Below are 26,659 nucleotides of genomic sequence, written 5' to 3'. Positions count from 1 at the left end.
CGTTATGGAAATATTTAGCCTGGCTATATTAGGCATATTAATCGTTATCAGTCCGGGGGCTGACTTTGTTTTAGTGTTAAAAACCAGTATTAATGATGGGCGTAAAGCCGGTATTTTTACCGCGCTAGGTCTTAGCCTCGCAATCTGCGTGCACATCAGTTATTCAATGTTTGGTATTAGCTATTTAATCTCACAGAATGAATTTTTATATAACATGATCCGCTACGCTGGTGCAGGCTATTTGATCTACCTTGGTATCAAAGGTATTTACTCGGCAAATAGTCCATTAAATACCACGTCGGCAGAACAACGTAAAAACAAAAATTGGCAATATCTAGCTCAAGGTTTTCTGTGTAATGTATTAAACCCTAAAACAATGTTGTTTTTCTTAAGTGTGTTTAGCCAAGTCATCTCTCCAGACTCAAATGACAATACCAACGCCTTCATCTACGGTTTTTATATGATTGCCCTACATGGAATATGGTTTGCCATCGTCGCGATATTATTTACTTCGGCGGCATTACAGACACGATTATTACGTGTTAGAAAACGATTGAATCAAGTATGTGGGATTGGGCTTGTGAGTTTTGGCGCATTACTCGCACTGAAGTAATCGCAAATAAATAATATTAGCCTCGACTACAGGACTGAGGCTATTTTATTCAGAGCTAACAATTTTATTCATACAAATACGGCGTATGCAGTTCCATGTAAACCTCTGGCGCAGCTAGCGCTGTAAAACCAAATTGTTGATACAAACCATGGGCATCACTGGTGGCTAACACCATGCGTCTGAGTCCCTGTAAATCAGGATGATCTAATATAGCCGCCATGAGTAATTTACTTAACCCTTTACCTTGATGCGCTTCTAATACAAACACATCAGATAAATAAGCAAAGGTTGCTTTGTCTGTGATCATCCGAGCAAACCCCACTTGCTCACCTTTTTGGGTAAACACACCAAAACATAATGAGTTTTCTAGCGAGCGCTGCAACGTAGCCATCGGAATTCCTTTCGCCCAATATGAACCTGAAATAAATCCGTGTATGACATCTACATCCATATCAGCGAAATTAGCACTAATTTTATAATCTTTATCCATGATTATGATTCCCTCTCACTTTTTCAATAACACGCAGTAATCCTAACTTTAAACAGATTTATCTATTTGATAATAATGAATTTAACATCATTAACTCTCTATTTTTTAATATAAGATGAAGGCTAGGTCAAGAAGTATCAATTAAGTGGTATTAAGCTGTCATCGTTTATTGGAGAAGGGATATGTTCCAACATTTTGAGAAATATAATTTGAGTAATCACGCTTTATGTAAATACAAGGAAGCGCTGATATTTTGCATTATCTCATCCGTTTCGTTTATTTTAATGGCTGAAGCCGTTAAAACAGTCGATCCTGTTACCTCAACATTTATTACTTATAGCCTAACAGCATTTATATTTACCCTGTTCAATAGCAAAAATATTCGCCAAATTATCACAGAGAGCCTTCAGCAACCTTCAACACTGTTGCAGTTAAACATAACCACATTAGCCAACACCCTGCTCGCGTTTGTTGTCATGACGTATGTATCGCCTTTAATTTATGCCATTGTCTTTTTTGGCTGCCTGCCATTTTTTAATAGCGCGTTACAGTGGCGATTATTTGCCAATAATAAATCCAGTTATATCTTTAATTTAGTGTCCTGCTTGAGTGCCATTTTCCTCGCGTTTTATATCTCAGATCGAGTTATGCCCGCAACAGCTCAAGGCATTAGCTACTCATTGATATCATGCTTTTTTGCTGCGCTATACATGCAGCGTTCAGAATACTTTCATCGCAAGACTGGATTAACACCGTCACAAGTGTTGTCAGTACGCTTTTACCTCGTGATCTTGGCTTGCGGTAGTTACGCCTTGTTACAAGCCAGTACATTAATGCTTAACAGTACCGAATGGTTAATGCTATCTGGTGCAGCGATCACCGGTAGTGTCATACCGTTATTCTTAATGCAAGTTGCGATAAAAAAATTAGGCGCGGCTGTCACAGCGCAATTCATGCCATCTATTCCTGTACTTTGTATGACATTTTTAACGGCATTAGGCATCGCACAATTTTCAGGATTAGAAATCCTTGCGATTGTTTCGTTTTCAATGCTACTCATCGCCCAAATACGCTACAAAGTACATAAACGACATGTCGCTGCTAATGCATAACGCTAATTTAAGGTTACAATACCCTATATCATTACCTTATTGCGAACAAAGGACTGCCATGAAAATTGATCTCACATTAAGCGGCTTAGTTGCACAAAAGCATACATTCACCTTGCCACTTGATTACAACAAGCCTGACGGTGACACAATTGACGTATTTGTACGTGAACTTGTTGCTCCAGATAAACAAGATCAAGACCTGCCCTATTTGGTCTATTTTCAAGGTGGTCCAGGGTTTGGTGCGGTACGTCCGATGGCAAATGGCGGCTGGATCAAGCGCGCATTACAAGAATACCGCGTATTATTACTCGATCAGCGTGGCACAGGGCTATCTTCACCAATCAGTTCGGTAAGTCTTAATCACTTAACTGCCAGTGAACAAGCGGACTACCTAAGTCATTTACGTGCAGATAATATTGTCCGTGATGCCGAAGCAATCCGAGCACAATTATCACCGTTTAATACTTGGAGCATCATCGGCCAAAGTTTTGGTGGCTTCTGTGTATTACGTTATTTAACCGCTGCGCCAGAAGGATTAACACAAGCTTTCATCACTGGTGGATTACCATCACTGACACGCCCTGCCGATGAGGTGTATCAAGCCACCTATAAACGCGTACAGGCGAAAAATAACGACTTCTTTACACGCTTTAGCGATGCGCAAGACCTTGTAGCTGCATTAGCAACACACATTACCGAGCACGATACTTACCTTGCGACAGGTGAAAAGCTAACAGTTGAAATGCTACAACTACTTGGCGTTAACCTAGGTATGGAAGAAGGCCCTGAAGCGGTTTATTACCTACTTGAACAAGCGCTTATCACGACGCAAAAAGGCACCCAAGTTAATCCTTTATTTTTAGCACAGTTCTGTCAGTTCCTTGATTACAATACCAACCCAATTTTTGCCTTACTGCATGAGTCTATCTATTGCCAGCAACAAGCATCAAACTGGGCTGCCCATCGCGTTCGTGCAGACTATGCTGAATTTAATTATCAAGCAGGCCAGCCCTTCTTATTCACTGGTGAAATGATTTATCCGTGGATGTTCGAGCAATTTAATAACTTGAAACCATTGCAAGAAGCGGCGCAACAGTTAGCTGAAAAACAGGATTGGTCAGATCTTTACGATCTAGAGGTACTTAAAAACAACCAAGTACCGGTTGCGGCTGCAATTTATAGCGAAGATATGTATGTCGACATGCAATACAGTCTGGAAACGGTCGCCCGCGTGAACCACCTTAAATACTGGTTAACCTCAGAGTTCGAACACAATGGTATTCGTATGGATGGTGACAAGGTGTTGAGTAAACTTATCGACTTAAATAAGGGTGTTACTCTCCGCTAATAACAGCATTGATACCACTTCTGTCTATTGGTCATATTACAAAAAGCGGTTACTGCTCAGCCTGCAGCAGTAACCAGTCTAATAACACCTTCACTCTCGGGTTAGGTGTAATATTTGCGCTATATACGGCATGATATTGATATGTTGCAGGACTAATTAGTGCCGGAAAGGGTGCAATTAATTCACCACTACGTAAATGTTTATCTACCAGTCGTTTACGCCCGATTGCCAGCCCAGCATGATTAATAGCAGCAACCATCGCCAGATCTGAACGGTCAAAACTCAAACCGCGATTATAATTCACTTCAGGTATCTGATGACGTTCAGTCCATTCTAACCATTCCGCATTGTAAGCAGCTTGTGGCCATGCCTTGCAATCATGTAATAAGCTGCAGTTGCGAATATTTTCTGGCTTATCAATAAGGTCGTGTAACTCGGCATAAGCAGGAGAACAGACGGGCGTAACCTCCTCTGACATCAATTCGATATTCGATAATCCAGGAAAGGGACCTGATGTATAATAAAGAGCCACATCGATAAATTGAGTATGAAAATTAATATCATCATTACCGGTAAGAATATCCAACTGAATAGCCGGATATTGGCGATGAAAATCATGTATCCGAGGCACTAGCCAACACAATGAAATAGAAGGGCGGGCGTAAATTGTCAAACGACCTGATAACTCATTGCTGCGAATATCATTTAACTCTTCATCCAGTGAGTTAAACAGTCGCTCGCAACTACGGCATAACCTCGCGCCCTCCCCCGTCAATTTCAACTGTTTATGCAAACGATGAAACAGCTTAAAGCCGAGTTCTTGTTCCAGTTTGGCAATACGATGACTGACCGCGCTGGGAGTAAGAAAAAGCACCTCAGCCGCTTGCGTGAATGAACCGTACTGCGCAGCTTTGACAAAGGTATCTAGATTAGCTAATTGGCTACCGCTAAATTGTTTATGACTGCCGAATGTTAATTCCATAACTTAATACCCAAACTCCTTCAAAATGCTATATCAGAGACTCGCTGGGATATCAAAACAAGGCACAATATGCAGATAATGGTATTCCATTTTAAAATATCATTTTCAAATATTGTAACGCAGTACAGTTATTCGAGCGAGCCTCCCGTAGCGCAAGCGAAGAATCAATGTTTAGCTTGCTGTAAGTAGGCTGTCATTTCCTGCTCTGGCACCATTCCGCCGCCAGTTGCCCACACCAAATGCGTTGCATTCGCCAAACTATCACTAAGTTGCATCCGCTCAAGATAATCAGAGTTGGTGACCACATGCATAATACCCGGCATACCAGCCAACGCAGAAGGTTCAAGCTTAAGCTGCTCAGTATCATGGAGCATCCCTAGTAACTGATACATGTCAGCATCTGTTAACGTAATATAGCCATCTAACATCCGCTCCATTGCTTTACCAATAAAACCCGAAGCACGTCCAACAGCAAGGCCGTCAGCTGCCGTGATATTATCAATACCGAGATCTTGAACCGAGATCTGGTCATGCAGTCCAGTATAAACACCAAGTAGCATACACGGCGAATGCGTCGGTTCGGCAAATATACAATGTACACTGTCGCCAAAAGCCAGCTTAAGACCAAAAGCAACGCCGCCTGGGCCACCACCCACACCACAAGGCAGATAAACAAAGAGCGGATGCTCGGCATCAACAATGATATTTTGCTCAATAAACTGCTGCTTTAACCGCTCTCCGGCAACCGCATAACCCAAGAACAACGACGTAGAGTTTTCATCATCAACAAAATGACAGAACGGATCTTGTAAGGCTTCTTCACGTCCGCGTTCGACCGCTACACTGTAGTCAGATTCATATTCAATCACATTGACGCCATGACTTCGCAGGCGGTCCTTTTTCCACTGCCGCGCATCCGCAGACATGTGCACACTGACCTGAAACCCGAGACTGGCACCTATAATGCCAATAGATAAACCTAAGTTTCCGGTTGAGCCAACAGCAATTTTATACTGGCTGAAAAATACCTTAAATTGTGCTGAATTAATTTTACTATAGTCATCTTCTAAACGAAGTAGACCAGCTGAAATTGCCAGTTTTTCGGCATGTTGCAGAATCTCATAAATGCCACCCCTCGCTTTAATTGACCCCGATATCGGTAATTGAGAGTCTAACTTGATCATCATCCGACCTGGTAATGATGTCTGATAGTAATTGCCCAGCGCCGCTTGCATCGCCGGAATCGTCTGCACCGGTGATTCAATAATACCGTTACTCTGTTGTGTTTCAGGAAATGCCTGACAAAAGAAAGGCGCAAAACGCAGTAGACGTTCACTCGCGTCCTGTACATCCACAGCAGTTAAACCAACATATGGTAAGGCTTCTTCATAACTCGTCACTTTGGGATTAAACCAACTCAGAGGTTTAAGATTTATCAGCGATTCCAACAATGGAAATTCATTTATTAATTGTATGTTCCGAGTCTTATTCATCATATGCCTTAACTAAACAGTAAAATAAATAGTAAAATAAATAGTAAAACACTATCCGTAACAGTGCCAATATAGGACCTTAAAGCTGTCACTTGCACGCTTCAATAACTTATTCGTTTCAAGATAATGAGTATGCATCGACCGTGCTTAAACGAACAAAGGATCAATTTTTAACCTTAGGATGAATCTGACGATGCCAGTAATGAGACCAAGATCACCTTGGCTTATTACCGCACCAAACAACTTTTTTATTTCTTAGCAGATAAATTTCATCAGCAAATTAAAAAAGTGGGTATAATCATTTTATTAACTACATATTTAAATAAAGGTACACAGCATGCGTCATCCTCGCATCTTCGAATCCGGCGAACTAATCGTGGGTTCTAGCTTTGAATTATCACCAGACGGCGCAGGCCACGTTGGTCGTGTGTTACGTATGACTACAGGTGACACGCTAACTTTATTTAACGGTAAAGGTGGCCAATACCAAGCCACAATTGAACAAACCACGAAAAAATCAGTGACAGTTCAGATTGACGAATTCCAAGATATTAACAGTGAATCACCACTTAAGATCCACCTTGGTCAAGCGATCTCACGCGGTGATAAAATGGATTTCACGATCCAAAAATCTGTCGAGTTGGGTGTAACAACTATCACGCCACTCTTTAGTGAACGTTGTGGTGTTAAACTCTCTGGTGAACGTTTAGAGAAAAAAATACAGCAATGGCAAAAAATTGTCATTTCTGCGTGCGAACAAAGTGGCCGTAATTACGTACCGCAAGTACTAGCACCAAAACAGTTAAAAGACTGGGCGGCAGAAGAAACAACAGAACTCAAATTGAACCTGCACCCACGCGCAAAATACAGCATTAATACCTTACCCGAGCCTAAAAATGGCGTGCGTTTGTTAATTGGTCCTGAAGGCGGTTTATCTGCGGATGAAATTAGCATGACAGAACAATTTAACTTTGAAGAAACGTTATTAGGTCCTCGAGTATTACGAACAGAAACAGCAGCATTAACGGCGATCACCGCATTACAATGCCGCTTTGGCGATTTAGGATAGGATAAAGAATATGACAATTAAACTTGGCATCGTGATGGATCCAATTGCAGACATCAACATTAAAAAAGATTCTAGCTTTGCAATGTTAATGGAAGCGCAAAACCGTGGTTACGAACTTTTCTACATGGAAATGCAAGATCTGTTTATGCTTGAAGGCCGTGCATATGCTGCGTCCCGTTCATTGAAAGTACAACAAGATCCAGCTAATTGGTACGAGTTAGGTGAAGAAACAAATCACCTATTATCCGATCTTGATGTGGTATTAATGCGTAAAGATCCTCCGTTCGATACTGAATTCGTTTACGCAACTTACATGCTTGAGCGTGCTGAAGACGAAGGCACATTAATCGTTAACAAACCGCAAAGTCTACGTGATGCCAATGAAAAACTATACACAGCATGGTTTAGCGAATTCACGCCAACAACATTAGTAACACGTCGTAAAGACAAATTACGTGCATTCCATAAAGAACACAAAGATGTGATCTTAAAACCGCTTGATGGTATGGGTGGCGCATCAATCTTCCGTCTTAACGAACAAGATAAAAACGTCAGCGTGATCATCGAAACACTGACTGAACATGAAACACGTTACTGCATGGCACAAAAATTTATTCCTGATATTAAAGATGGCGACAAACGTATCTTAGTTATTGATGGCGAACCGGTACCATATTGCCTAGCCCGTATCCCAGCAAGTGGTGAAACGCGCGGTAATATCGCAGCTGGCGGTCGTGGTGTTGCACGCCCATTATCAGAAAGTGATTGGAAGATTGCCAAAGCATTAGGGCCTAAATTAAAAGAAAAAGGCTTAATTTTTGTTGGTCTAGACGTGATTGGTGACAAGCTTACTGAAATCAATGTAACAAGCCCAACTTGTATCCGCGAAATCGAAGCAGCCTATGACGTAAGCATCACAGGTATGTTGATGGATGCGATTGAAGCACGTTTAAAGAAAAATTAATTTACCTGCCCACGCGTAAATGAAGAATAAAATAAATCATAGCTTATAATTAATTTAACCAATTAAGCTATGATTTTCTGCCATAATAACATTCACAGCTAACAATAAAAGATAGGCCTATGGACTCTTTGCAAGATCACTTCCTTATCGCGATGCCGAGCATGAAAGATGGTATTTTCGAACGCTCTGTTATCTATATTTGTGAACATAACAACGAAGGTGCGATGGGGATCATCATCAACCTTCCCGTCAATATTTCTGTCGACGAGTTATTATCACAAACAGTCGAAGCTGATCTAGACGATGAGACAGCCTCCCCTGCCGAGCCGAAAACAGTCATCGATGATCTGGTATTTAAAGGGGGTCCTGTATCTGAAGACCGTGGTTTTGTATTGCATACAGCCTATCCTGGTTTTAGCTCGAGCTTACAAATCAATGATGAATTAATGATCACCTCATCATTAGATGTATTAGCAACACTTGGCACTAAAAAACAACCCGAAAATTATATTGTTGCGTTAGGCTATTCAGGCTGGACGAAAGGGCAGTTAGAACAAGAAATTGCCGACAACAGTTGGTTAACTATTAACGCTGACGAGAATATTTTATTTAAAGTGCCTGTGCATAAACGTTGGGAACAGGCTGTGCAAAAAATAGGTATCGACGTCAGCCAATTATCGAGTCAGGTAGGTCATTCTTAATATTAAGAGCCCTACGGAGGAAAATATGAGTAATGCAGAAAACGGAAAAAGAACCCTGCTTGGTTTTGATTTCGGAACAAAAAGTATTGGTATCGCTGTTGGTCAAGAAATCACCGGAACAGCGCGGCCACTTGTGGCTTTTAAAGCCAATGATGGCATCCCAGACTGGGATTTAATTGAACAACAGATTAAAGAGTGGCAGCCCGATCTTGTGATCGTAGGTAAACCTCTCAACATGGATGGTACCGAGCAAGACATCACCAAACGTGCGATTAAATTTGCCAATCGTTTAACAGGCCGTTTTAATGTTAAAACAGAAATGCATGACGAACGTCTAACGACAAAAGATGCCAAAGCACGTTTGTTTGAAGAAGGTGGTTTTAAAGCCCTGCAAAAAGGCGCCATTGACAGTGCGTCAGCGATGGTGATCTTAGAAGGGTGGATGGAATCGCAATATGGCGCAGAGTTATAACGGTAAATAGCTATAATTTGTAAGCACGACTCTGTAGAGATTAACAGAGTCTAATCATCGCAAAGGACGCGCGCAATATGACGTTTATTCATGGTTTACTACAACGCTTATTATTTACCATTGGCGTCATGTTATTTATGCAGTTTCCGCAATTTATTGATCAATACAGCCAGCAACTTTCCGGTTATTACCTTGCCCAACAAAACCAGCTACAACAATTTCAATTAATTGCCGATACCAACTTTAATGGTCAGCTCGATACACTCATTGCCGATTTTAAATCCAGCCCTTCAGCGGCTGTTCAGCAGGTTGGTAAGCAAGTGCTCACATTACAGCAATCATTACCTGAATTAGCGACCGACTTGGTGACCCTTACAGAAGGTAGTTATATAAATAAGCTCACTTATTTTGTTACTCGCATCGACAGTAAATTAGCTGAAAATACCTTATCGCTTTTCACACCAGGCATACCATTAAGCCAAGCGGCAATAGTAACAGGGTTAGTTGGCGGGATAACGCTAAACGTATTTTGGCTATTCAGTTTAAAACTATTAACGCTAATGTTTACCCGCTTTTATATTCTCGGTAATAAACCTACTTAGCAGTGTTGTAGAACTATAGATTAAGGAATTATCATGAAAAATGTCATTATCGTCGGCGCGACAGGGGCAACAGGCAGCCAATTAATGCAGCAGTTACTCAATGATATGGCGGTTGAGAATATCTATGTCGTACATTATCGACCGACACCGTTCGAGCATCAAAATAAAGTGACGGAAATCATTATCGATTTAGCTAATTTTAATGATTTGTCTATTAATGTGGACATTGACAGTGCTTATTGTTGCCTCGGTACAACACGTAAAAAAGCGGGTTCATTAGCCGCATTTAGGCAAGTAGATAAAGACTATATTGTTAACTTTGGCACTTGGGTAGCAAATAATACTAAAGCACAATTACATGTCATTAGCGCTATCGGTGCCAATGCTAAGTCTGCAAGTAGTTATTTACAAACTAAAGGTGAGGCAGAGCTATTATTACGTCAGTTACCACTCTCAGCCCTATATCTTTATCAACCGACCCTATTACACGGTAAACGTGATGAGTTTAGATTAATGGAAGCTATTGCTTATTACCCACTGGCCGTATTATCCCTCTTTCCCATGACCCTGTTAAAGCAACAAAAGCCGATAAGCATCTCCCAACTTGCTAATGCGATGTACCAATTAAGCCAGCAAGTAACAAGTGGCCATCACGTAATCAGTAGCTTAGAGATCCAGCAATATTAATCGCGCCTATTCGTTATCAGCGCCGACTCATTATCAGCACGCAGTTCCGTTGCCGCTTCAAGCACCAGCTGGCGGAACCAAATGTGGCTAGCGTCATGATGCAGTAACGGACTCCAGATCATTTTCAATTCAATATTAGGGATCGGGAATGGTGGTTCAAGTAAAGTATAATTACTGTTACTTTTATGAATGAGCGCAGCCTGAGTCGGTAATGTCGCGATGAGCTCATCTTGCAACGCCAGTTGCATCGCAACATTATAATTACGCGTGAATACTGTAATATCACGTTTCTTACCTAAACGATTAAGTGCTTCATCTACCCAACCTAACTTTTGTACATCATGTGGATTCATCCCGACACCGACGCCAAAACCAGTCTTAGATACCCATACATGTTTTGATGCTAAATAGTGATTCAAATTAAATTTATTTACGATCGGATTATCCGCATTCATCATGCAAGTAAATGAATCATGCCATAAGGTTTTTTGATAAAACGATTGCGGTAATTCATCAAACCGGTTAATCGCCATATCAATCTTGCCTTCCTCGACATCATGGAAGGTCACGTCAGAGGGGGTCATAATATCCACGGTCATATTGGGAGCCACTTTACTTAGCTTACTCAGTAAACGTGGGATCAAGGTTGATTCGGCATAATCACTGGCCATAATACGAAAAACCCGATGACTATTTTGATCAAACTCTTTTTCTTCTTGTAAGGCTTCTTCTAGTTCCAGCAATAATTTTCTGATCACAGGGGCTAATTTACGTGCTTTTTCAGTCGGAGTCATACCGCCAGAGGTACGCACTAAAACAGGATCGTCAAGCAGAGTACGTAATCGACGCAAGCCATTACTCATTGCTGGCTGGGTAATATTAAGCATACTTGCAGCACGAGTTACGTTTTTTTCACGCAACAAAACATCGAAGTAAATCAATAAATTAAGATCGATACCTGATATATTCATAAAATAAATACCCACAACAATAAAAGTAATAAAACAATGCTAACTCAATGGCATAGCAACTTATATTAAAGAAAATTCAATCATATTGAACAACTATAACCAGAATACACCATAAATAAGATAAATTAACAGTCATATATATTCACAGCGTGAATGCTGACTATAGAAAATATAAACTAACTAAATATTAATTGAGCGTTTAATATTAACTCATCAAAACGCAAACGAATAAAAGGCTTTAATCGCTGCGTTTCAATTTAATAATCACTTGATCACTGTAAAGGATTTGCTATGTCAACATACAACAATGATATCGATTCAGTTTCTACGTTAAAAGCTGAACAAGGTTCTAAATGGGCTGCTATTAACCCTGAATATACAGCGCGTATGCGTGCTCAAAACCGTTTCAAAACGGGCCTTGAAATTGCACAATACACAGCTGATATTATGCGCGCTGATATGGAAAACTACGATAATGATTCTTCATTGTACACGCAATCTTTAGGTTGCTGGCATGGTTTTATCGGTCAACAAAAAATGATCTCTATCAAGAAGCATTTTGAAAACAATACTGATCGTCGTTACCTTTACTTATCTGGTTGGATGGTTGCAGCACTGCGCTCTGAGTTTGGTCCACTGCCTGACCAATCAATGCATGAAAAAACATCTGTTGCAGCATTAATTGAAGAACTATACACCTTCCTTCGCCAAGCTGACGCACGCGAATTAGGTGGTTTATTCCGCGAACTAGACGCAGCAAGAGATGCAGGTGACTCAGCTAAAGTTGCTGAAACACAAGACAAGATTGACAATCACGTGACTCACGTTGTGCCAATCATTGCTGATATCGATGCTGGTTTTGGTAACGCAGAAGCAACTTACCTACTTGCTAAAAAAATGATTGAAGCCGGTGCATGTTGTATCCAAATCGAAAACCAAGTATCTGATGAAAAACAATGTGGTCACCAAGACGGTAAAGTAACCGTGCCACACGAAGATTTCCTTGCGAAAATCAATGCCGTTCGTTACGCATTCCTAGAGCTAGGTATCGATAATGGTGTGATTGTTGCGCGTACTGACTCACTCGGTGCAGGTCTAACAAAACAAATCGCTGTAACGAATGAACCAGGTGACCTTGGTGATCAATATAACTCGTTCCTTGATTGTGATGAGATCTCAGAAGCAGAGCTAGGCAATGGCGATGTTATTCTTAAGAAAGACGGTAAATTATTACGTCCTAAACGTCTACCAAGTAACTTATTCCAATTTAAACAAGGTACAGGTGAAGCACGTTGCGTACTTGACTGCATCACGTCTCTACAAGGCGGTGCTGACTTATTATGGATTGAAACTGAGAAACCACACGTTGGTCAAATCGGCGCAATGGTTGATGAGATCCGTAAAGTGGTACCAAATGCAAAACTTGTTTACAACAATTCGCCATCATTCAACTGGACACTAAACTTCCGCCAGCAAATATTTGATATCTTGCTTGAAGAAGGTAAAGACGTTTCAGCTTATGATCGCGCAGATCTAATGAACGAGAAATACGATAGCACGGAATTAGCAATTCAGGCTGATGAGAAGATCCGTACATTCCAAGCTGATTCAGCACGTGAAGCCGGTATCTTCCACCACCTAATCACGCTACCAACTTACCATACAGCGGCGCTATCAACTGATAACTTAGCAAAAGAATACTTCGGTGATGAGGGCATGCTGGGCTACGTTAAAGGTGTTCAACGTAAAGAGATCCGTCAATCGATTGCTTGTGTTAAGCACCAAAACATGGCTGGTTCTGATATGGGCGATGACCATAAAGAATACTTTGCCGGTGATGCAGCACTGAAAGCAGGCGGTAAAGATAACACGATGAACCAGTTCTAATTTAGAACTTCATTAGAAATCTTCTTATCAGTTAAATAAGAATATGAGTTAATATGAAAAAACCAGCTTCGGCTGGTTTTTGCGTTTTAGCGATAAGCTAATAATCTTGGGTTAAGGCGACCAAGTTTATTTATCTTTCAGCAGTAATATACGCGCTTCAAAATAATCAGGGAAAGTACGATAAGTATTAATATAGTCATCCCAGTTTTTGAAGTAGCCACCGAGATAATCCAGCTGATATTGGTTGTTTTCAAAAGCTCCGCCCGTATCCGCTAATACCGTTAATCGACTTTCTCCATTGTGAGTGAGCATGATCAGTTTACCTAATCCTAGGTGTGCTAGATCACCAGCAACAGTCACCAAAGGGTACACCGGGATCTTATAACTGGCATCTTTACCATAACCCATCACCGAATCGGTTTTCTTAAAATACCAATAACGTCTTTGCTGTTCTTTTTTCAAGTTACGTTGATAACCGATGCCATTATTACGATGGACATTAAAAAACTGATTGGTAACGCCATTATCATGGTCGGCGGCAATATCGACTTTTACTGTACCCTGCATTAATGAATCTTCTAGGTCATAACGCGACAACCACACCATAGGCTCTGCTAAATTATCTTTATCTAAAATACCCGTTAACACATCTTGTTTAGTCAGTTTATGGCGAGTTAAATTCTGGTCAGCATTACCCTGCTCTAGTGTTAACCCTTTTTCATCATTTGGTAGCGCATATAACGCATAAGGGGTTTCAGCTGTTTTTTTGGCACTGCCTTTCGCGAGTTTAATATAATATTTGGTCAGTAAAATTTGATCATCAGGGATATTTTTCAACAGCGGTTTATTTTTGGCAAAGCCCTGCGCTTGTTTTTTATCTGGCATCCAACGGATCACATCAAAGTGCTGAGCTATAAATTCAGCATCCATCAGACGGCTCGGGGATCCAGCTAGTTCATCCGCTTGCTGCACTTGGCAAATAAAATTAAGGGTGCGCTTTACTCTTTCTAAATCGCCACCAAATTGCGCAGTCATGCCTGCGGTAATAATACCAGGGTCGTAATCTTCACCTAGGGCAAGATAATCAGCCGTGCCTTTAGCCACACTGCAGAGTTCGGCGGTCGATGGCGTCACCATTTTACCAATAGCAGGCTCGACTTCTAACTGATAAATAGGATTTGTAGCCACATTAGCAACCGTGCTAAATGCCACCAGTAGGGTAAAAGGTAATAAAGTACTCAATTTCATCATTTTAACGATCTCGATATTCGAAGATAAACAGCTAATATTAATCATAACAACGACAAATATACCAGTACTCTCTAGTTATATGCCCAAGTTAGTTCAAGATGCTATATCAGAGACATTGCAACGCTATGCTGTTATTCCTGCTCGCCTCCCGTAGGGCAAGCCGAAAGAATGAATCTTCAGCGTTATGAAATCTTGATTTAGAATAACTAAATCCTCAACGTCATGCCTTAAATATCCTCTCCTTTCGGTTTGCTGATTGTGCATCTTGAAGTAGCTTGGGTATGAGTGCTCATTTATTACTCTGACGTAAAGCAAACAGGCAAGTTTTAAACACAAGTCTGTCATGTCAATACAGCAAAATATAAACTCTAGTTACTATGTTCGGCAATAATTCTACTTACATCTATTAATTAAGGTAAAGGAATGCATTTTTTAATCATTACAAATTTAGTATGGGCTTTTTCGTTTAGCCTTATCGGGGTTTATCTAGCGGGTCAGGTTGATGCTTGGTTCTCGGTATTATTCCGTATTGGTTTAGCCATGTTGGTATTCATCCCATTCTTAAAGCTAGGTAATTTATCACGTAGTACGATTGTAAAAGTCATGGCTATTGGTGCTTGCCAACTGGGTATTATGTACGGATTTTATTATCAATCATTCCTACTCTTATCAGTGCCAGAGGTATTACTGTTTACCGTATTTACCCCGATTTACGTGACCTTAATTGATGACCTATTACATTCTCGTTTCAACCCTTGGTATTTAGGTACTGCGATCATTGCAGTATTGGGGGCGGTGGTAATTAAATACGCCGGTATTAACGAAGGTTTCGTGGTTGGCTTCCTTGTTGTACAAGGCGCGAATATTGCCATGGCGATTGGTCAAGTGGCTTATAAAAAGCTATCTGAAAATGAATTAAAAGATGTTAAACATAGCGAAGTGTTCGGCCTATTCTATATTGGTGCCTTTCTTGTTGCCTGCATCGCATTTATGTTACTGGGTAGCACAGAAAAAATGCCAACAACGACAACACAATGGGGTGTATTAACTTACCTCGGTATTATCGCGTCGGGCTTAGGTTACTTCATGTGGAATAAAGGCGCATGTTTGGTTAATGCAGGGACATTAGCCGCCATGAATAACGTGCTCGTACCGCTAGGCTTGTTAGTTAATCTGGTGATTTGGAACCGTGATGCGGACTTAGTCAAATTGGCGTTAGGCGGCGGGATTATTTTGCTATCACTGATATTTAATGAAACAGTAGTTAAACAAAAAATAAAACAAAAAGCGTTAGCGCAATAAGCTAACATTTTTAATTAAATATTCTAGGTGATTTCTGTATACAGATGATATCACCTAGAATATTAATGCAAGGGGATTTAATCTGTATTTTCAGCAATAAGCTTATCACCATTGACCAAATACAATATGTCTCCGTCCCACGCAGAATATAGAGCCTTATCACTGACATCAAAAAACGCCGTCCCGGTATAAACAAAGCTACCCTCATACCAGATATCACCACTCTCATAGAACACAGTTCCAAAATACCCACCATTTAATAACTTAACCGCAGTGTAAACTCCACCGTCAGGTCCACCAACCCATATTGCAGAGTCAGATACATTACCGGGGCGAACTTCAGGCTCATAACTGGTAACCGGCTCACAGGCTAGAAGAAATATAGAAAAAAAAGTAATAATTAACCATTTCATCGAAAGAACTCCCCAACATTTTCAATCACTAATTTATTACTCTCTGGATAAAAATCAAGATCTCGATAATCATCACGAAACTCACCAATATAGGAATTTGGTCGAGGGTCGATCATCCAAGGCGTATCTTTACCCGCTGCTTCGACAAGCCTTTTAGCGAAATGAATACAACTATTTCAAGTTAAATCATACTCTTTACGCCCTGGACTATTGTTCATCGCTTTTTGAACTATCACTCTTTGGTTTAATTTTTCAAACACAGATACAGCTTCTATAAAGACACCTTTAATTCTGGAGCCTTTACCTGCAACTTTACTCACTTTACTTAATACAGGAATAAGAGATTTAAGTTCAACGCCATCTGCACCTAGCTTAACATCTGGGACAGGAACCCTACGGACTACACCTTTTTTCTCCGGATAATCATATCGTCCATACTCATAGTATTTGGTTAAACCAGAAACTCCATTGACGATTAATATACCTGCGTGCCCAAGACCTGAAAATTTTTGACTAGATTTTGGAATAGTAAAATTATCAACACTAGTCCATGGAAGTAAATCAACATCCAATCTTGGTATATCAACTGTAATTTTATATTCTGGAAATACAATTGGAATAAGAATATCTTTCATATTACCTCAATGTGTGATTTGTGATGGCATTGTATATAACTTGATAATTTATCTTAACGTATATGCAGGTAGCGCTAAACATTAAAAAAGTACTAAAGTTATTATTACTTAATAGATATGTTCATGATTTTAAAATACACCGTTACTATCTGTAATATAGCGCGTAGGTCAGCTAATTTTTCTGCTACAATCGCCTTTTTATACGCAAGCAGATCGCCATGTATTTTTTACTCCCTCTATTCACAGTTATCATTTGGTCAGGTAATTCCATTGTTAATGTTTTGTCGGCCAACGTTATCTCACCCGAAACCATCTCCTTCTATCGTTGGTTTATAGCCTTAATGACACTTACGCCTTTTTTAATCAAACCGGTATGGAAAAAACGCCAAGCGATTAAACCCTATTTAACTAAATTAGCATTATTGGCATTATTGGGCATGGCGATTAACCAATCTCTCGCCTACTTTGCTGCGGCGACAACGACAGCAACACATATGACGCTGATTTTTGCCTTGGTACCGTTATTAAGCTTAATGTTTAGTGTGCCACTACTCGGGATTTCATTGACTAAAAAAGCATTGCTCGGCGCGGCTATTTCGATGACGGGTTTAGTGTATATGTTAAGCCATGGTCAAATTAGTAGCTTACTGTCTGAAGGGATTAATATCGGCGATACTTACATGCTAATTGCAGCCTGTAGCTACGCTCTATACGGGGTTCTACTCAAACGCTGGCGTTTACCGTTTAACAACTGGATTGCGCTGTATGTACAAATGGTATTTGCGGTCATTATCTTACTGCCTATACTCGCATATAACGGCCAAGTGGGCCTGAGCAGTGAATCGTTACCACTGGTATTATATGCCGCGATCCCAACATCGATATTAGCCACTTGGTTATGGATGCAGAGTATTCATTATCTTGGTGCCGATAAAAGCGCTATGTTCATGAATTTATTGCCGGTATTTACTGCAATTATGGCGACCCTCATTCTCAATGAACAACTATCAAGTGAGCAGTTCATCGGTGGTACTTTGGTATTAGCAGGGGTCAGTATGACGCAGTTTAAATCAAAAAATACTGTAAAAAAGGGCGTGACGGTTCAGTCTTAATGCTGAATTGAACGGACTGACATTTTAAATCGCATGGAAGCGAACTGTATTATCGATAATAGTATTCTCAAGTTAAAGCTCCCTCGCTTCGCGCCCGACAAGTCGGGGGAAGAAAGGGGATTCTTGTTGTCGACGGCTTAAGCATTGCAAGAATAATAGCCTTAAGCCTCTTTAAGAGTCTTTAAGCGCCTTGATTTAAATATCATTGATTATTGAAACGTAACGCGATTTAAAGTCGAGTAAAACCAGCCTCTAAATCAGCAATCAAATCTTCAACATCTTCCAAACCGATATGTAAACGTACCAATGTACCCGTGAAATCTACATCGCCAGCAGGACGGATGCGGTTAAGTTCAGACGCTTGGTTCGCTAAGATTAATGACTCATAACCGCCCCACGAATACGCCATACTGAAATGCACAAAGTTATCTAAATAATTCGCCAGCTGCTCTTTGCTCAGTTGCTCTTTAAGAATGAATGAGAATAAGCCATTACAACCCTTAAAATCACGTTTGTAGAACTCGTGCCCTTTACAGCTTGGTAATGCAGGATGATTAACACGTTCGACTTCTGGACGGGTACTTAACCAATTCGCTACTTTGATACTTGCCGCTTCATGCTGCTTTAAACGAATACCCATAGTACGTAAACCACGGCTCGCCATGTACGCTGTATCAGCATCAACCATTTGACCCATTAAGTATGACTGTTCACGTAATTGTGCCCAGCAACGTTCATTGGCAACAGCTGTACCTAGCATGTAATCAGAATGACCAATGATGTATTTTGTACCAGCTTGAATTGAAATATCAATATCGTGTTCAAAGGCTTTAAATAACACACCCGCAGCCCAGGTATTATCTATCATGATAATCACCTCTGGATTTTCCGCACGAACCGCTTTTACGATCGCAGGAATGTCTTGTACTTCCATGGTAATTGAACTTGGTGACTCTAGAAATACGACGCTGGTATTCGCCTGCATTAAGCCTGCAATACTTTCGCCTAGCATAGGATCATAATATGTTGTCGCTACGTTCATTTTAGCTAGCATGACATTACAAAAATCTTGCGTGGGTTCATAGGCAGCACTGGTCATTAAAATATGATCACCTGCGTTCACAAATGACAGAATAGAATTAGTGACAGCGGCTGCGCCACAAGGGTAAAGCGCACAACCTTCGCCACCTTCAAGTTCGGTCATCGCTTGTTGTAATGAGAAGTGAGTTTGAGTACCACGGCGGCCGTAAAACAATTCACCCTCAGCACGTTTTGCTGTTGCTGCTTTTTTAGCTTTAACTGAATCAAATACAATTGATGATGCGCGCTGAACAACGGGGTTCACTGCACCGTGTGAAAATTTTTTATCGCGTCCTGCCGAGACAAGCTGTGTCGCTAATTTATTTGAACTCATATTAATGTCTTTCCCTGCTCATTCTTATTTTTATAAAACGACTATCTATAAAAACACATTAGCGAAAGATAGAGTGACAGGCAATGAATAATACTCGTTGCGGCAGGATAAAAACAAAACCCCGGCCCAATATCCCAAAGGAAATCAAACCAGGGTTTAATCGTACATGTTAGTGATAGCTCTCTAGAAGAGGCTGTTACTGCTTACGATTCTTTAGCAGCTTCGCCTTGCTTGGCAAAATACTCTTTCGTTAGCTTAAATACCACAGGGCTAAGTAGCGCGAGTGCGATCAAGTTAGGCAATGCCATCATTGCATTCAATGTATCAGCAAGTAGCCAAACAAAGCTCAGTGAACTTGTTGCACCAATTGGCACTGCAATGATCCACAAGATTCGGAATGGTACAATTGCTTTCACACCAAATAGATATTGCACACATTTCTCGCTGTAGAAACTCCAGCCAAGGATAGTCGTGAAAGCAAATACTGATAGCGCAATCGCTACAATGTAGTTACCCACACCAGGTAATGCACTTGCAAACGCAGCAGATGTTAATGCTGCGCCCGTATCGCCCGATGTCCAAGCGCCAGTAACTACTATCGCAAGACCCGTAATAGTACAAACGATAAGAGTATCAATAAAGGTACCTAACATAGCGATAAGACCCTGCTTAACCGGATCATTGGTTTGTGCAGCAGCATGCGCAATTGGTGCACTACCTAAACCCGCTTCGTTAGAGAACACGCCACGAGCGACACCAAAACGAATTGCAGCCCAGACAGCAGCACCAGCAAAACCACCTTGTGCAGCGACTGGTGTAAATGCACTTTCAATGATTAAGGCAAATGCAGCAGGAATTTCACTCACGTTCATGATCAGTACTACACAACCAGCACCAATATAGAAAATAGCCATTAACGGTACTAATTTACCCGCCACATCAGCGATACGCTTAACACCGCCCATCAGTACTAAACCAACCAGTACCATCATCACTAAACCAGAGGCCATTGGTGGGATACCAAAACTACTTGATAAAGCATCAGCAACTGAATTTGATTGCACTGTGTTACCAATACCAAAACCAGCAATTGAACCAAAGATAGCAAACGCAGTACCGAGCCAAGCCCATTTACTGCTTAAACCATTTTTGATGTAATACATTGGTCCACCAACGTGGTTACCATTATCATCAGTTTCACGATATTTAACTGCACATACTGCTTCTGCATACTTGGTTGCCATACCCACTAACGCAGTACACCACATCCAAAATAACGCACCCGGTCCACCTAAAAAGATAGCCGTTGCCACACCCGCAATATTACCTGTGCCAATCGTGGCAGAAAGTGATGTCATTAACGCATTAAATGGCGTGATTTCACCTTTTCCTTTGTCACCTGACGTAGTCGAACGTCCAGCCCAAAGTAACTTAAAACCAGTCCCTAACTTTAAAATAGGCATTAATTTCAACCCTAAAGATAGGAATAATCCTATCCCAAGGATCATGACGAGCATAGGTACACCCCATACCACACTATTTACCGCAGAAATAAACTCTGTTAAAGCTTCCATCAACATCCCTTCCTTAAGACTAACGATAATGTAAAACACACATTATCAGGTTATATACCCAACAAACAAATAACCATAATACCCACAACTGGTTAACATGCAACCAAATGTAGTACAGTAAAATAACAATGTATTATATTTAAAATGAAATAAGTACAACTGGAAGGCCATGAATTAATTCGCAATATTCATAAAAATCAGTCTTAACACCCTACAGAACAGGCTTCAACAAAAACAACACCCTGTTACATATAGGCCATCAACAATCTAGATAAAACAGTTAAAAAACAAAAAAACAAACACTTAGTTAACAATTTGAACATGTAAATATATAAAAATAGATAAAAAGCTGACTTAATGAGATAGACAGTCATCTTTAATGGATTATAAGGTTAGGTCATGGATAATTTGAAAATGCAGAATAAATTACTACTTATTGCGATAGTTCCTATGGTTATTTCCTTGCTCGCTACATTAGCAATAATTTCTAATTTACAGACTAGCGCAGTAACAAGCATGATCCATGATCATGAATTGCTGCTACGAACAGAACGTCAAAAACAGATCAGTGATGCAGTAAAAATAACGCAAAAAATAGTGCTACGAGAAATAACTAACGCCACAGCGCAGAATAAAACCCAACAACAAATATTAGCTAACGTACGAGATATCCTTAAACACGCGCGTTATGGTGACAACAACCTTAGCTACTTTTTCATTTACGACAGTAAAGGGATCAATATCGCTGATGCAAGTAACGAAAAAAATCAAGGACAAAACCGATATTCACTGAAAGATAAAAACGGCGTTTTACTTATTCAAGAATTAATCAAAACCAGTCGGTCAGGTGGTGGGTTTGTTGAGTATGTATATCCTAAGCCAGGCACTGATACATTACAGCCTAAGTTAAGTTATGCTGCACCTATTACAGGCACAGATTGGTTTATTGGTACTGGTGTATATGTAGATGATATTGCCAATGATTTAACTATTTTTAGCCATTCTGCATGGCAACAATTTTATACACAAATAAAATTAGCAATTACGAGCGCTATCATACTCGTCATACTAACCAGTTTATTCATGCTGTGGATTGCGAAACGTCTGGCAAAACCAATTAATGACATGCTCAATACGCTCAATGATATTGCAGATGGTGAAGGTGATTTAACCCGTCGATTAGATATCAAAGGAAGTGACGAAATAGCCTTACTTGGTGGTGCATTTAATCGTTTCACCGCTAAATTACAAAATATCATCAGCGCCATGGCAGATGTCACCCATCAAGTATCAGACTCTGCCAATAACCTCAGCCAACAAACTCAAAAGACCACGGAACAACTGACGATCCATAATAATGAAACAGATCAGGTGGTCACGGCGGTTACCGAAATGAATGCAACAGCAAATGATGTGGCAGAAAACGTGATTCAAGTCGCCGATGCAACACAAATGGCGACGCAAGATTCTTTATTAGCACAAGAAAATGTCAGAACGTCTAGCACGGCCATCACAACTTTGGTTGATAACGTTGAGCAAGCTAGCGGGTACATGAGTTCCCTACATGAACAATCGCAAAAAATTGATCACGTATTACAAGTTATCGGTGCGATTGCCGATCAAACCAATTTACTCGCTCTCAATGCTGCGATTGAAGCAGCCAGAGCCGGGGAACAAGGGCGAGGTTTTGCCGTTGTCGCAGATGAAGTCCGCAGCTTAGCAAGTCGGACTCAAGAAAGTACATTAGAAATCAAGGTAATGCTCGATGGTTTACACCAATTTGTTGCCCAAGCCGTGAGCGCCATGAAAACCAGTCAAGAGACCAGTGTCCACGCGATTCAATCATCAACCCAAATCAGCGGTAGTTTATCCGCTGTCACCGATGCTGTTGATGCCATTAATCAAATGACAAACCATATTGCTACAGCCGCCACAGAACAAAGTTCGGTAACCGATGAAATTAATCGTAACATGGTTAATATCCGTGATGTGGTCGCGCAACTGCTGGCATCAAGCCATGAAACAACACAAGTATCTACCGGCTTATCTTCCGCAGGAGAACAATTAGAAACATTACTCAGCCAATTCAAACTCACATAAAATGCATACAGCAAGAATATGTGTATTGCTATTAATTAAGGTAAAGACGCAGGTATGGTATTCATGAGCTAAAATAGAGTTAATATGATTGTGGGATATTATCTATGTATTACTGGCTCATAAGCATATTACTGCTCTACAGTAGTATGCTAAATGCTAACTTAGCTGAACCTTCAGGTGCTACCACCAATGAAAATAGCATTCCTGTGCCGGTATTAACAATCAAAGGCGCAATTGGTCCCGCAGTTAGCCATTACCTTACCAGCGAAATTAGCCGTGCAAATAACCATAAAAATGCTGAAACGAGTGATAATGGTCATTCGACACCACCGTTAATCATCATTACCATCGATACCCCAGGGGGCTTAGTCTCGAGCTTGCGGGATATTAACCAGGCGATATTAAACTCAAATGTTCCCATCGCCTGTTTAGTGCATCCACCAGGGGCTAGAGCCGCCAGTGCTGGGACTTATATTCTCTATGCCTGCCATATAGCAGCAATGGCAACCACTACGACATTAGGAGCTGCAACTCCAGTCAGCATAGGTAACCCTTTACCTACAGGAGATAAGAAACCGGCAAACCCTTACCAACCAGCAACCGAGCCAACGCCTAATACAAAACCTGACTCCAAATCAGATTCACCGAACGCCGATACCAAAGAACAACAGCCCTCCCCCACGCTATCTGATTCACCACAAGTGACAGAAAAAAGTGCCATGGAAAAGAAAGTGCTCAATGATGCGGTTGCCTATATTCGTTCATTAGCACAACTGCGTGAGCGTAATGTCGAATGGGCTGAATTAGCCGTGACAGAAGCGGCAACCTTAACAGCGGTCGAAGCTCTGGATAAAAACGTGATTAATTTGTTAGCGCAATCACCACAGCATCTCTTGCAAAAACTTGACGGCCAATACGTCACCATCAAACAACAGCAAAGACTGCTAACATTAACTAACAGTCCACTGGAACTACGCCAACCCAATTGGCGCAGTAACTTTATTGGTACGATCACCGACCCTAATATCGCTTATATTCTGATGCTAATTGGGGTGTATGGCATCTTACTCGAATTTTATAGTCCCGGCGTTGGGATCGCAGGCGTGACCGGTTCAATTTCCTTGTTTATAGCACTGTACGCCTTCCAGCTGCTACCTATTGATTATGTCGGATTAGGTCTCTTATTACTGGGGATTACCTTACTCGTTGCAGAATCTATGTCACCCAGTTTTGGTATTTTGGGGCTCGGCGGTATTATTGCTTTTACACTCGGGTCGATATTTTTGTTTGATAGCGACCTACCGCAATTTCAAGTGTCGCTACAACTTATAGCTGCCGTCACCGTGCTTTCATTACTGTTTTTTATCTTCATATTTAGCTATCTTTGGGATATGCGGAAAAACAAAGTGGTCAGTGGTAAAGAAGCATTAATTGGCTCGGAAGTGACCATTGAAATGGGGTTTATTGGCCAGGGACATATAAATGTAAACGGTGAACGTTGGTCGGCTTATTGCCCACATCAATTAAGCGCTGGACAAATAGTACAAATAGATGGCATTGATGGTTTAACGCTAATCCTATTGCCAATCTCTGAATCGGAGGTTAACGATGCAAGCAATCCTCAATAGCGGTATGTTATTTACTGGCGCAATTATATTTTTATTGCTCCTGTTAATCATCAGCATGTTTCGGATCTTACGTGAATACGAACGTGGGGTTATCTTTTTCCTTGGCCGTTTTGAAAAAGTAAAAGGGCCAGGCTTGATCATTGTCATCCCAATAGTGCAACAAATGGTACGGGTCGATTTACGTACCGTGGTCATGGATGTGCCGAGTCAGGATGTTATCAGTAGAGATAATGTATCGGTACGGGTTAATGCCGTCATTTACTTTCGGGTAATTGATTCACAAAAAGCAATTATCAATGTCGAAAATTTTCTGCAAGCCACTTCGCAATTGGCACAAACCACATTACGTTCGGTATTGGGTCAACATGAACTCGATGAAATGCTAGCCAACAGAGAAATGCTCAATGTCGATATTCAAGCGATCTTAGATTCACGTACCGATGGTTGGGGGATCAAGGTATCTAATGTGGAAATAAAGCACATTGATTTAAACGAAAGCATGATCAGAGCAATCGCACGTCAAGCAGAAGCAGAAAGAACACGACGGGCAAAAGTTATTCATGCTTCAGGGGAAATGGAAGCCTCTGACAAATTAGTCCAAGCTGCAGCTAAACTAGCCCAAGAACCAAATGCAATCCTACTTCGTTATCTGCAAACATTAACCGAGATCGCCAGTGAGAAAAATTCGACTATCTTATTTCCGATGCCAACGGAATTACTTGCTAATTTAATGCCCAGTAAAACAGAAAATAAAACGAAAACTGATAACGACGAGTAAATAGAATATGAAATTAGGCCTTAGAATAAAAGGCATCCTTGTCACCGATACCAAATGTAAGCCGATAAGCAAACTACCTTTGCTTTTTATGCAACAACCTATTAAGTTGACCGACCTATAAAATAAAAAATCTAATCAATTACAACTCGTTTTAATAGGTGCTATATGCTTACTCGTTTACATTATTTTAATTGCGTTGTGGAAACTGGCAGTATTTCCGCAGCCAGCCGTGTATTTGATGTGCAACCGTCCTCAATTTCACGCCAATTAGCAGCCTTAGAAAATGAGCTCGGCATTCGATTACTGAACAGAACCACCCGTAATATCGGCTTAACAGAAGCTGGCTCGACTTATTATGAATATTCCCAACGTATTATTGCGGAACTGGACGAAGCTAAACGTGTTGTAAATGATTTACAGAAAGAGCCCCAAGGAACGCTAAAACTCAGTATGACAGTCGGGTTCGGTGAGAACTGTATTTTACCACTGATTCCTGAGTTCAAAAAACAATACCCAAAAATAAAAGTACAACTTGAATTATCCGAACGTGTCATTGATTTAGTCGAAGAAAATGTGGATATAGCAATCCGTAGTGGTCGTTTACCAGACTCAAATCTAATTGCGCGTAAGCTGCTCGATAATGACTTTATATTATGTGCGAGTCCTGAATATATTACCGAGCATGGCACACCAAGTTCACCTCTTGGTTTAGCTAAGTTTGATTGTATCACTTATGGCTATTCTGGCTGGCGAGACTGGTTTTTAATGAAAGGTAAACCGATTAAATTAACGATTGTTAATCATTTAACAGTGAATTCTGTAAACGGTCAAAAACAATTATTATTAAACCATGCTGGATTTGCGCTTATGCCTCGCTGGGCCATCAATAACGAACTAAAAAATAACAAACTAGTACATGTATTACCCGAGTACGTATTAAGTCCTTATGACAGTATGAGTTCAACTTATGCCATCTATTTAAAGCGCGAGCTTATTTCGCCGAAAATTTCAGTGTTTCTTGATTTTATTAAAAAAAACTTAACCTTGTAACATACTAATAA

General features: G+C 40.6%; 25 protein-coding genes. 16 read left to right on the top strand and 9 right to left on the bottom strand.

The genetic code is table 11. The features are described 5' to 3' along the window. The first annotated feature begins 4 nt into the window (after positions 1-4). Positions 5-613, top strand: coding sequence for a LysE family translocator (locus HWV03_RS03965; protein ID WP_211678555.1), 609 nt, complete (start codon positions 5-7; stop codon positions 611-613). Positions 614-677: 64 nt separating this feature from the next. On the opposite strand, the gene HWV03_RS03960 is transcribed toward HWV03_RS03965, so the two are convergent. Further along, positions 678-1,103: a GNAT family N-acetyltransferase gene (locus HWV03_RS03960; RefSeq protein WP_211678554.1), complete on the bottom strand. Its 426-nt coding sequence runs from the start codon at positions 1,101-1,103 to the stop codon at positions 678-680. Between the two features lie 182 nt (positions 1,104-1,285). Here HWV03_RS03960 and HWV03_RS03955 point away from each other — a divergent pair, with 182 nt between their 5' ends. Both HWV03_RS03955 and HWV03_RS03950 read left to right on the top strand, forming a co-directional pair. Continuing rightward, positions 1,286-2,215, top strand: a complete 930-nt coding sequence (locus tag HWV03_RS03955) for a DMT family transporter (protein ID WP_211678553.1) — start codon at positions 1,286-1,288, stop codon at positions 2,213-2,215. Between the two features lie 58 nt (positions 2,216-2,273). Beyond that, positions 2,274-3,563, top strand: coding sequence for an alpha/beta fold hydrolase (locus HWV03_RS03950; protein WP_211678552.1), 1,290 nt, complete (start codon positions 2,274-2,276; stop codon positions 3,561-3,563). A gap of 49 nt (positions 3,564-3,612) precedes the next feature. Here the strand turns inward: HWV03_RS03950 and dsdC are convergent, their stop codons facing one another. Together dsdC and dsdA are read right to left on the bottom strand one after the other, a co-directional pair. Then, the gene (gene dsdC, locus HWV03_RS03945; protein ID WP_211678551.1) at positions 3,613-4,545 is read right to left on the bottom strand and encodes a DNA-binding transcriptional regulator DsdC; all 933 of its coding nucleotides are present in this window, start codon (positions 4,543-4,545) and stop codon (positions 3,613-3,615) included. 164 nt (positions 4,546-4,709) lie between these two features. Continuing rightward, positions 4,710-6,038, bottom strand: coding sequence for a D-serine ammonia-lyase (gene dsdA / locus HWV03_RS03940; RefSeq protein ID WP_211678550.1), 1,329 nt, complete (start codon positions 6,036-6,038; stop codon positions 4,710-4,712). Between the two features lie 337 nt (positions 6,039-6,375). Between dsdA and rsmE the strand changes: the two genes are divergently transcribed. The 6 genes from rsmE to HWV03_RS03910 all read left to right on the top strand — a co-directional run bounded on the left by rsmE (position 6,376) and on the right by HWV03_RS03910 (position 10,533). After that, positions 6,376-7,107 (top strand): 16S rRNA (uracil(1498)-N(3))-methyltransferase, encoded by a 732-nt coding sequence (gene rsmE / locus HWV03_RS03935; protein WP_211674165.1) that lies wholly within the window; start codon positions 6,376-6,378, stop codon positions 7,105-7,107. Between the two features lie 10 nt (positions 7,108-7,117). Further along, positions 7,118-8,071 carry a glutathione synthase gene (gshB, locus tag HWV03_RS03930; protein ID WP_211678549.1) on the top strand — a complete coding sequence of 318 codons (954 nt, stop codon included), beginning with the start codon at positions 7,118-7,120 and terminating at the stop codon, positions 8,069-8,071. Positions 8,072-8,190: 119 nt separating this feature from the next. Continuing rightward, on the top strand, positions 8,191-8,772 hold the full coding sequence (locus tag HWV03_RS03925; RefSeq protein ID WP_211678548.1) for a YqgE/AlgH family protein: 582 nt from the start codon (positions 8,191-8,193) through the stop codon (positions 8,770-8,772). A gap of 25 nt (positions 8,773-8,797) precedes the next feature. Further along, positions 8,798-9,244: a Holliday junction resolvase RuvX gene (gene ruvX / locus HWV03_RS03920; protein ID WP_211678547.1), complete on the top strand. Its 447-nt coding sequence runs from the start codon at positions 8,798-8,800 to the stop codon at positions 9,242-9,244. A gap of 77 nt (positions 9,245-9,321) precedes the next feature. Further along, complete coding sequence (locus tag HWV03_RS03915) at positions 9,322-9,846, top strand: DUF2937 family protein (RefSeq protein WP_211678546.1); 525 nt, start codon at positions 9,322-9,324, stop codon at positions 9,844-9,846. A 33-nt stretch (positions 9,847-9,879) separates the two neighbouring features. Next, positions 9,880-10,533, top strand: coding sequence for a short chain dehydrogenase (locus tag HWV03_RS03910; RefSeq protein WP_211678545.1), 654 nt, complete (start codon positions 9,880-9,882; stop codon positions 10,531-10,533). Here the strand turns inward: HWV03_RS03910 and HWV03_RS03905 are convergent. Further along, positions 10,530-11,504 (bottom strand): LysR family transcriptional regulator, encoded by a 975-nt coding sequence (locus HWV03_RS03905; RefSeq protein WP_211678544.1) that lies wholly within the window; start codon positions 11,502-11,504, stop codon positions 10,530-10,532. The genes HWV03_RS03910 and HWV03_RS03905 overlap by 4 nt on opposite strands. Positions 11,505-11,795: 291 nt before the next feature. Here HWV03_RS03905 and HWV03_RS03900 point away from each other — a divergent pair, with 291 nt between their 5' ends. Further along, positions 11,796-13,391, top strand: coding sequence for an isocitrate lyase (locus HWV03_RS03900; protein ID WP_211678543.1), 1,596 nt, complete (start codon positions 11,796-11,798; stop codon positions 13,389-13,391). A 126-nt stretch (positions 13,392-13,517) separates the two neighbouring features. On the opposite strand, the gene HWV03_RS03895 is transcribed toward HWV03_RS03900, so the two are convergent. Continuing rightward, positions 13,518-14,642: a hypothetical protein gene (locus tag HWV03_RS03895; protein ID WP_255547056.1), complete on the bottom strand. Its 1,125-nt coding sequence runs from the start codon at positions 14,640-14,642 to the stop codon at positions 13,518-13,520. Positions 14,643-15,065: 423 nt separating this feature from the next. On the opposite strand from HWV03_RS03895, the gene HWV03_RS03890 reads away from it, so the two are divergent. Beyond that, entirely contained in the window at positions 15,066-15,944 is an 879-nt protein-coding gene (locus HWV03_RS03890) for a DMT family transporter (RefSeq protein ID WP_211678541.1), read from the top strand. Between the two features lie 77 nt (positions 15,945-16,021). Here the strand turns inward: HWV03_RS03890 and HWV03_RS03885 are convergent, their stop codons facing one another. Beyond that, positions 16,022-16,357 carry a hypothetical protein gene (locus tag HWV03_RS03885; RefSeq protein ID WP_211678540.1) on the bottom strand — a complete coding sequence of 112 codons (336 nt, stop codon included), beginning with the start codon at positions 16,355-16,357 and terminating at the stop codon, positions 16,022-16,024. A 176-nt stretch (positions 16,358-16,533) separates the two neighbouring features. After that, positions 16,534-16,992 carry a hypothetical protein gene (locus HWV03_RS03880; protein ID WP_211678539.1) on the bottom strand — a complete coding sequence of 153 codons (459 nt, stop codon included), beginning with the start codon at positions 16,990-16,992 and terminating at the stop codon, positions 16,534-16,536. A gap of 218 nt (positions 16,993-17,210) precedes the next feature. Between HWV03_RS03880 and HWV03_RS03875 the strand changes: the two genes are divergently transcribed. Beyond that, positions 17,211-18,104, top strand: coding sequence for a DMT family transporter (locus HWV03_RS03875; RefSeq protein ID WP_211678538.1), 894 nt, complete (start codon positions 17,211-17,213; stop codon positions 18,102-18,104). A gap of 229 nt (positions 18,105-18,333) precedes the next feature. Here HWV03_RS03875 and metC read toward each other — a convergent pair whose 3' ends face one another. Both metC and HWV03_RS03865 read right to left on the bottom strand, forming a co-directional pair. Next, positions 18,334-19,518: a cystathionine beta-lyase gene (gene metC, locus HWV03_RS03870; protein ID WP_211678537.1), complete on the bottom strand. Its 1,185-nt coding sequence runs from the start codon at positions 19,516-19,518 to the stop codon at positions 18,334-18,336. Positions 19,519-19,721: 203 nt separating this feature from the next. Beyond that, entirely contained in the window at positions 19,722-21,092 is a 1,371-nt protein-coding gene (locus HWV03_RS03865; protein ID WP_211678536.1) for an alanine/glycine:cation symporter family protein, read from the bottom strand. A gap of 399 nt (positions 21,093-21,491) precedes the next feature. Here HWV03_RS03865 and HWV03_RS03860 point away from each other — a divergent pair, with 399 nt between their 5' ends. The 4 genes from HWV03_RS03860 (at position 21,492) to HWV03_RS03845 (ending at position 26,648) form a co-directional block, all read left to right on the top strand. Further along, positions 21,492-23,192 carry a methyl-accepting chemotaxis protein gene (locus HWV03_RS03860; RefSeq protein WP_211678535.1) on the top strand — a complete coding sequence of 567 codons (1,701 nt, stop codon included), beginning with the start codon at positions 21,492-21,494 and terminating at the stop codon, positions 23,190-23,192. A gap of 104 nt (positions 23,193-23,296) precedes the next feature. Further along, entirely contained in the window at positions 23,297-24,820 is a 1,524-nt protein-coding gene (locus HWV03_RS03855) for an NfeD family protein (RefSeq protein WP_211678534.1), read from the top strand. Next, positions 24,801-25,598, top strand: a complete 798-nt coding sequence (locus HWV03_RS03850; RefSeq protein ID WP_211678533.1) for a slipin family protein — start codon at positions 24,801-24,803, stop codon at positions 25,596-25,598. Before HWV03_RS03855 ends, HWV03_RS03850 begins: the two co-directional genes overlap by 20 nt. 165 nt (positions 25,599-25,763) lie before the next feature. Beyond that, positions 25,764-26,648 carry a LysR family transcriptional regulator gene (locus HWV03_RS03845; RefSeq protein ID WP_211678532.1) on the top strand — a complete coding sequence of 295 codons (885 nt, stop codon included), beginning with the start codon at positions 25,764-25,766 and terminating at the stop codon, positions 26,646-26,648. Positions 26,649-26,659: the final 11 nt, after the last annotated feature.

The sequence above is a fragment of the Moritella sp. 36 genome (genome assembly GCF_018219415.1).
Lineage (GTDB): Bacteria > Pseudomonadota > Gammaproteobacteria > Enterobacterales > Moritellaceae > Moritella.
Note: the sequence above shows the minus strand (reverse complement) of the source record. Positions and strands in the feature narration are given on the sequence as shown.

Excerpts from the sequence above, each read along its gene's own strand:
- HWV03_RS03965 (WP_211678555.1), top strand. The coding sequence starts at position 5 with ATGGAAATATTTAGCCTGGCTATATTAGGCATATTAATCGTTATCAGT.
- HWV03_RS03960 (WP_211678554.1), bottom strand. The coding sequence starts at position 1,103 with ATGGATAAAGATTATAAAATTAGTGCTAATTTCGCTGATATGGATGTA.
- HWV03_RS03955 (WP_211678553.1), top strand. The coding sequence starts at position 1,286 with ATGTTCCAACATTTTGAGAAATATAATTTGAGTAATCACGCTTTATGT.
- HWV03_RS03950 (WP_211678552.1), top strand. The coding sequence starts at position 2,274 with ATGAAAATTGATCTCACATTAAGCGGCTTAGTTGCACAAAAGCATACA.
- dsdC (WP_211678551.1), bottom strand. The coding sequence starts at position 4,545 with ATGGAATTAACATTCGGCAGTCATAAACAATTTAGCGGTAGCCAATTA.
- dsdA (WP_211678550.1), bottom strand. The coding sequence starts at position 6,038 with ATGAATAAGACTCGGAACATACAATTAATAAATGAATTTCCATTGTTG.
- rsmE (WP_211674165.1), top strand. The coding sequence starts at position 6,376 with ATGCGTCATCCTCGCATCTTCGAATCCGGCGAACTAATCGTGGGTTCT.
- gshB (WP_211678549.1), top strand. The coding sequence starts at position 7,118 with ATGACAATTAAACTTGGCATCGTGATGGATCCAATTGCAGACATCAAC.
- HWV03_RS03925 (WP_211678548.1), top strand. The coding sequence starts at position 8,191 with ATGGACTCTTTGCAAGATCACTTCCTTATCGCGATGCCGAGCATGAAA.
- ruvX (WP_211678547.1), top strand. The coding sequence starts at position 8,798 with ATGAGTAATGCAGAAAACGGAAAAAGAACCCTGCTTGGTTTTGATTTC.
- HWV03_RS03915 (WP_211678546.1), top strand. The coding sequence starts at position 9,322 with ATGACGTTTATTCATGGTTTACTACAACGCTTATTATTTACCATTGGC.
- HWV03_RS03910 (WP_211678545.1), top strand. The coding sequence starts at position 9,880 with ATGAAAAATGTCATTATCGTCGGCGCGACAGGGGCAACAGGCAGCCAA.
- HWV03_RS03905 (WP_211678544.1), bottom strand. The coding sequence starts at position 11,504 with ATGAATATATCAGGTATCGATCTTAATTTATTGATTTACTTCGATGTT.
- HWV03_RS03900 (WP_211678543.1), top strand. The coding sequence starts at position 11,796 with ATGTCAACATACAACAATGATATCGATTCAGTTTCTACGTTAAAAGCT.
- HWV03_RS03895 (WP_255547056.1), bottom strand. The coding sequence starts at position 14,642 with ATGATGAAATTGAGTACTTTATTACCTTTTACCCTACTGGTGGCATTT.
- HWV03_RS03890 (WP_211678541.1), top strand. The coding sequence starts at position 15,066 with ATGCATTTTTTAATCATTACAAATTTAGTATGGGCTTTTTCGTTTAGC.
- HWV03_RS03885 (WP_211678540.1), bottom strand. The coding sequence starts at position 16,357 with ATGAAATGGTTAATTATTACTTTTTTTTCTATATTTCTTCTAGCCTGT.
- HWV03_RS03880 (WP_211678539.1), bottom strand. The coding sequence starts at position 16,992 with ATGAAAGATATTCTTATTCCAATTGTATTTCCAGAATATAAAATTACA.
- HWV03_RS03875 (WP_211678538.1), top strand. The coding sequence starts at position 17,211 with ATGTATTTTTTACTCCCTCTATTCACAGTTATCATTTGGTCAGGTAAT.
- metC (WP_211678537.1), bottom strand. The coding sequence starts at position 19,518 with ATGAGTTCAAATAAATTAGCGACACAGCTTGTCTCGGCAGGACGCGAT.
- HWV03_RS03865 (WP_211678536.1), bottom strand. The coding sequence starts at position 21,092 with ATGGAAGCTTTAACAGAGTTTATTTCTGCGGTAAATAGTGTGGTATGG.
- HWV03_RS03860 (WP_211678535.1), top strand. The coding sequence starts at position 21,492 with ATGGATAATTTGAAAATGCAGAATAAATTACTACTTATTGCGATAGTT.
- HWV03_RS03855 (WP_211678534.1), top strand. The coding sequence starts at position 23,297 with ATGTATTACTGGCTCATAAGCATATTACTGCTCTACAGTAGTATGCTA.
- HWV03_RS03850 (WP_211678533.1), top strand. The coding sequence starts at position 24,801 with ATGCAAGCAATCCTCAATAGCGGTATGTTATTTACTGGCGCAATTATA.
- HWV03_RS03845 (WP_211678532.1), top strand. The coding sequence starts at position 25,764 with ATGCTTACTCGTTTACATTATTTTAATTGCGTTGTGGAAACTGGCAGT.